A 5,669-nucleotide genomic window follows, 5' to 3' on the forward strand; every position below is an offset into this window, starting at 1 on the left:
ACCTCCTGGCGGTCGAGCAGGCCGGCCGCGTCAACCGGCATCTGCTGAGCTTCCTCGGCGGCACAGCCTCGAAGTAGGGAGCATGGTCATGCAGAAAGCCGTCGCCGAAACCGATGACATTCAAAATCATCAAACCCGCTCCCTGAGAAACGACTGGTCGGTTTCGGCTGTCGCAGCCGGCTTCCTGGCGGTGCTGATCTCATATTCAGGTCCGGCGGTGATCTTCTTCCAGGCGGCGGACGTCGCCCACGTGTCCGGCGACATGATCGCCTCGTGGATATGGGGAATTTCCATCGGCGCCGGGTTGTCGGGAATCCTTCTGAGCTGGGCGTTGAGGGTGCCCGTCATCACGGCATGGTCGGCTCCGGGTACCGCCCTGCTGGTGACGCTGTTTCCCGCCATCACGCTGAATCAAGCGGTCGGCGCCTATATCACAGCCGCAGTCATCATCTTCGTGATCGGCGTTTCCGGGACCTTCGACAGGATCACGCGGCGCATTCCCGCCGGCATCGCGGCGGGCATGATGGCCGGCATTCTGTTCCAGTTCGGGGTCAACGCCTTCAAATCGGCCACCACCATGCCGGCGCTGACGTTCGGCATGGTGGCGGCCTACGTCGTGTTCCGGCGTCTGGTGCCGCGCTACTGCATCGTCCTGGTGCTCTTGTCCGGCGTCATCCTGGCGATGCTGTTGGGCGATACCAACGTCGGCGGTTTCGAACTGCACCTGACGACGCCCGTGTTCATCGCTCCGGAATGGACATGGGGCACCACGCTGAGCCTTGCCCTTCCGCTGGTGCTGGTGAGCCTGACGGGACAGTTTCTGCCCGGCATGGCGATCCTGCACCTGTCCGGTTACCGGACTCCGGCGCGGCCGATCATCGCCGCCGCTAGTCTGGCGTCGATCGGCGTCGCCTTCTTCGGCGGCATCACCATCGTCGTCGCGGCCATCACCGCCGCCCTGTGCACGGGCAGGGACGCGCACGAGGACCCGGCAAAACGCTATGTCGCCGGGATCGCCAACGGCGTGTTCGACGAGGAATTGACTGAGCGCATGCTGCCGATGCTGGAGCGCGCGGCCGATGGCCGGGTCCGCCATTCCCTGCGGGTCGGCGCGTCGGAGGATTTCTCGGTCTTCGCGCAGCAAGCGCCCGGCCTCTTCGTCTTCCTGGGAATAACACCGGAGGGTCAGGACCCCGCGAAGGCCGCTCCCAACCACAACGCCAACTTCTCCGTCGATGAGAGCGCGCTCGTGGTCGGCGCCCGGACCATGGCGTCACTGGCCGTCAACTATCTCGCGGCACCGTCCGGAAAATGACGGCATGTCCATACTGATAAGGTATCGGATTAAACATAAACGGTATTTGCAGTTTTGATGCGAGACCTGCCAACGTGGCTTCAAGAACAGGAACAAGATTTAAAATACAAAAACGCATGTGGGGAGAGAACTGTGTACGTTTGCATATGCAATGCCTTTACGGAAAAGCAGGTTTGCGTAGCGCTGCGTAAGGGCGTTTCATCCCCGGCCGGCGTGTTCCGTCATCTCGGCTGCTCCCCCCAGTGCGGTAAATGCGTGCCCACGGTGCGTTGGATGGTCAAAGACAGTGCCGATCTTTCGATAAGAGCGCCTAACAAAATCTTGAGCCGCTCTAAGAGCATTGAGGAGACGTCGGCGCGAAAATAGCCGCCTGATCTGAAACGAGAACTTCGAAGCCCATGGGGTGCGGAAGGTCTCAGTTGATGAACCGATTCTCACGAAGGCGCGACACCGCCAGATCGACGAAGGCTCTTACCTTGGCGGGTGCGTGGCGTCCCTCCGGATGAAGCACGTGAACCGGCAGCGGCGGCTCCTCGTAGTCGGCAAGCACGATTCGAAGTCTGCCGTCGAGCAGGGCGGGACCGATCTGATAGTGAAGGACCCTCGTCAGGCCTGAACAAGCCAAAGCCGTCGCTATCGCGGCATCATTGGTGTTGCATTGCAGCCATGGGCTGATCGTCACCCTTTGGTCGTGCGCGAATCTCCACTCGGGCGAGGCCCAGGCGCTCGTCGATGCCGCGATGCGATGATCCTTGAGATCGGCGGGGGCGGCGGGAACGCCATGCTCTTCGAAATAGGCCGGCGCTCCACAGACGACGCGCCGTATGGAGCCGACCTTGATCGCCGAGAACCCCGAATCAGGGAGGTGGCCGATACGGATTGCGACGTCGACGCCCTCCTCGACGATGTTAACCGGCCGGTCCACGAAAAGAAGCCTGCCGGACACGGTTGGATAGGTCTTGAGGTATTCATGCATGATCGGGAGCACGTACATCTGCCCGAACAGCGCCGATGCCGTGACAGCCAGCGTTCCGGACGGCGTGGCATAGGAGCCCGCCGCAGCGGCTTCCGCCTCGACGATGTCCGACAGGATCCGGCGGCAGTCATCCAGGTAGCGGCTGCCCGGTTCCGTCAGCTTCACCGACCGGGTCGTGCGGACGAACAGGCGCGCTCCGATCAGATCTTCGAGGGCGGCTACCGCGCGCGTCACCGCCGGCGCGCTCATATGCAGCTGGCGTGCGGATTCGGCAAAGCTCTCCGTCTCCGCGACCTTCACAAAGATCCGCATTGCCTGCCAACGGTCCATCCGGTCCCCTCATGCGTTCGGCTGCCATGAGAGTACTCGTGCAAGAACCTTCGGACCGGCACAAGAACCTTGGATCGGGATCTCACCGAAATAGCCGCGCCGCTGCTGTCAAAGAGCGAGTTGGATGCGATCTTCCCCGCCGGACCCTTGCTCGGCCGGCACGGCGCAGCAGATCAGCACCTCGTCGGCGGCGACGCTGGCGGTCGGTTCCCTGACGTAAGTCACGGCACCCTTGAGCAGCTTGGTCCGGCAGGTTCCGCATGTGCCTTCGCGGCAGCTGAAATCGGGCTCCAGGCCGCGCGCTTCCGCCAGCTCGAGCAAGGTGCCGGATTCCGGGGTCCAGCGCGCCTCCTTCAGCGAGTCCATGAAGGCTACGGGCACCGGCGCCGTCGAAGGCGGGGGGCGAACGGGCAAGGCGGCGCCGGCATCCGCCATGCGCTTCAATGACGACGGTCCGAACGTCTCGGCGTAGATCCGCCGGTCGGCAATGCTGTATTTCCGCAGCCCGTCATACAGCGCCTGCGTGAAAAGGGGCGGGCCACAAAGATAGAAGTCGTAGTCGTCGAACGGCAGGAAGCGGGTCAGCAGGGCCATGTCGATGCGGCCCGGCGCGTCGTAGTCGATGCCTTCCCCGGCGCCGCCGGGATCGCTGAGCACCCGGATCCATCTCACCGCCCCTTGCGCGGCTTCCACGAGTTCGGCGAGTTCCCGGTCGAAGGGACGATCCAGCTTCGAACGCGCGGCCTGGAAGAGGATGACCGGCCGCATCCGCTGCCTGCGCTGGCCTTCGTAGACGATGTGACGCAGCATCGCGAGCAACGGGGTGATTCCGATACCTCCGGCCAGCAGGACGGCGGGTCTCGTCTCGTAGGGGTCGATGGTGAACTGACCGTCGGGTGTGCGAGCCTCGATGACGTCGCCGACGCTTATGGTATCGTGAAGGTGACGCGACACCGCGCCGTCCCGCTTGACGCTGATGCGGTACAGACCGTCGGACGGGGCCACGGACAGCGTGTAGGTCCGAACGACGGGCTTATCCGCGCCGGGAACGGTCACGCGGATCGGCAGATGCTGGCCGGCGGCATGGGGAAGAAGCCCCGCCCCATCGGCAGGCTCCAGGTAGAAGGAGCGGATCGACTGGCTCTCCTCGACGATCTTGGCCACCTTGTAAGGCCGCCAGCGCCTTGCGAGCTCTGCCGCCTGCAAACGAGCGGCCGCCTGCGCCCAATCCCCGGTCAGAAGAGAGCTGGGAGACCAGGCGTCTTCCCGCAACGACCAGCGCAGCGCCACTGCGCCGGGCCGGCGCAGAATACGGCGCGGCCGGAACGTCCATAATCTCTCCGCACCCTGGAACGCGGCGATCTCCGGCGACTCCAGAACCACCTCGGCGTTGCCGGTCATCTGAAGCATGTCGCCGCTTTCGTAATCGATGAAGACGAGCCCGGCCTTGCCGTTGAGGACGATGTTTCCCAGGGTCGAGAAGAAGAGATTGCCGTTAAAATCGGGCACGGTAAGGATGCCGTCCCCGGCGATCCGGACGAAACCCGCCTTGCCGCCGCGATGGGAAACGTCAACCTGCCGGCGCTCCTTGCGGTCGGCATAGGTCGCGACGAAGAAGGCATCCGCCGCCTCGATCATGGCGCGCGCGGGTGAGTCGAGTTGGGGCAAGTCCTCCACGGCACCCATGAACGTTTCCGCGGGGTCCCTTGCGAAGTCGAACTGGCGAAGCTGGATATAGCGGGGACAGTTCCCGAAGCTCTGGTCGACATCGACCCGAAATCCGGCGCCGCCGACCGCGACGATGCCGTTCATCCGGTTGCGGCGCCGGGTGTGCATCTCGATCCCCAGGAGACCGATGGGATCTCCGTCCCGCATGCCTTCGCCCGCCGGATCGCCGGGGTCCGCGTGGGCGGCGATGTCGAGGGCCGTCGGCGCCGGCGATGACATGAAGCCCGGCTTGCCGACGAGGAGCGTGGCCCACGGGTCGCCTTCGGGATCGACGCTTCCCAGCACGACGAAGGGAAGCTGGGCATAGAAGTCGCGGTGTTCGTCGGGCATGTAGTCGCGGACCACCCGCTGGCCGACGGCCGCCATCCGCTCGGCCACGCCCACCTTTTCCTGGATGAACCTCTCGCCCTCGTGCCAAGCCGGCAGCTTCGTCAGTGTCACGGTCATCTCCGATGTCCCAGGCGGATCGATGTTGCGAAGTCAGGCCGCGAGGCCGGCCGGTGTCCGGGCGAAGGGAACGAAGCACGGCAGTTCCTCGATCCGGCGGAGGAACGCGTTGACGGCGGGGTAGCCTGACAGATCGACGTTGCCCTCCGGTGCCCGCGCGACATAGCTGTAGATCGCGACGTCCGCGATCGTCGGACGCCCGCCGACCAGCCAGTCCCGTCCGGTCAGTTGGTTTTCGAGCCTTTTCAGGAAGACATGCGCCCGGGCGATGACCTCCTCGGCATCGAACTTCGCTCCGAATACCGTGATGAGCCGGGCCGCCGCAGGACCATAGGCGACTTCTCCGGCTGCTGCGGAAAGCCACCGCTGCACGCCGGCGGCACCGCCCGGATCTTCCGGCAGCCAGTCGGTACGCCCTGCCTTCCTGGCGAGATAGACCAGGATCGCGTTCGAATCCGCGATGACGACGCCGTCATCGTCCAGCACCGGCACTTGCCCGAAGGGGTTGAGCTTCAGGAATTCCGGGGTCTTGTGTTCACCGGCCTTGAGGTCGACCTCCACCAGTTCATGGGGCAGCCCGAGAAGCGAGACGAACAAACGCGCGCGATGCGCGTGGCCCGACAGGGGGTGGTGATAGAGCTTCATATCCAAGTCCCGCGATGTGTCGGACGGGTCCATTCCCGTTCCGCATCGCGAGACTGCTGCATCGAGTGCATGGCGAGAATGCCCGGCTTCGACACTTCATCATTGCGTCCGGTGAAATGATGGCCTGACGCTGCCGGATCAGGCCGGCGGGCTGCCGGGCGGGTCGAGCAGTTCCACCAGGAAGGTCGCGGCATCGGGTCCGCCATCGACAAGATCTATTCCGAGAAC

5 protein-coding genes are annotated in these 5,669 nt (G+C 64.3%); 2 read left to right on the top strand and 3 right to left on the bottom strand.

Features of this window, described 5'->3' with window-relative positions:
* Positions 1-88: 88 nt before the first annotated feature.
* Together AC5JJ6_RS38815 and AC5JJ6_RS38820 are read left to right on the top strand one after the other, a co-directional pair.
* The gene (locus AC5JJ6_RS38815; RefSeq protein ID WP_496047162.1) at positions 89-1,315 is read left to right on the top strand and encodes a benzoate/H(+) symporter BenE family transporter; all 1,227 of its coding nucleotides are present in this window, start codon (positions 89-91) and stop codon (positions 1,313-1,315) included.
* A gap of 57 nt (positions 1,316-1,372) precedes the next feature.
* Positions 1,373-1,681 (top strand): (2Fe-2S)-binding protein, encoded by a 309-nt coding sequence (locus AC5JJ6_RS38820; protein ID WP_496047163.1) that lies wholly within the window; start codon positions 1,373-1,375, stop codon positions 1,679-1,681.
* 49 nt (positions 1,682-1,730) lie between these two features.
* On the opposite strand, the gene AC5JJ6_RS38825 is transcribed toward AC5JJ6_RS38820, so the two are convergent.
* From AC5JJ6_RS38825 to AC5JJ6_RS38835, 3 genes are all read right to left on the bottom strand, one after another.
* Positions 1,731-2,621: a LysR family transcriptional regulator gene (locus AC5JJ6_RS38825; RefSeq protein WP_496047164.1), complete on the bottom strand. Its 891-nt coding sequence runs from the start codon at positions 2,619-2,621 to the stop codon at positions 1,731-1,733.
* A gap of 108 nt (positions 2,622-2,729) precedes the next feature.
* Positions 2,730-4,796 carry a 2Fe-2S iron-sulfur cluster-binding protein gene (locus AC5JJ6_RS38830; RefSeq protein ID WP_496047165.1) on the bottom strand — a complete coding sequence of 689 codons (2,067 nt, stop codon included), beginning with the start codon at positions 4,794-4,796 and terminating at the stop codon, positions 2,730-2,732.
* 33 nt (positions 4,797-4,829) lie between these two features.
* The gene (locus tag AC5JJ6_RS38835; RefSeq protein ID WP_496047166.1) at positions 4,830-5,441 is read right to left on the bottom strand and encodes a glutathione S-transferase family protein; all 612 of its coding nucleotides are present in this window, start codon (positions 5,439-5,441) and stop codon (positions 4,830-4,832) included.
* Between the last annotated feature and the right edge of the window lie 228 nt (positions 5,442-5,669).

It is taken from the genome of Skermanella sp. (assembly GCF_059503625.1).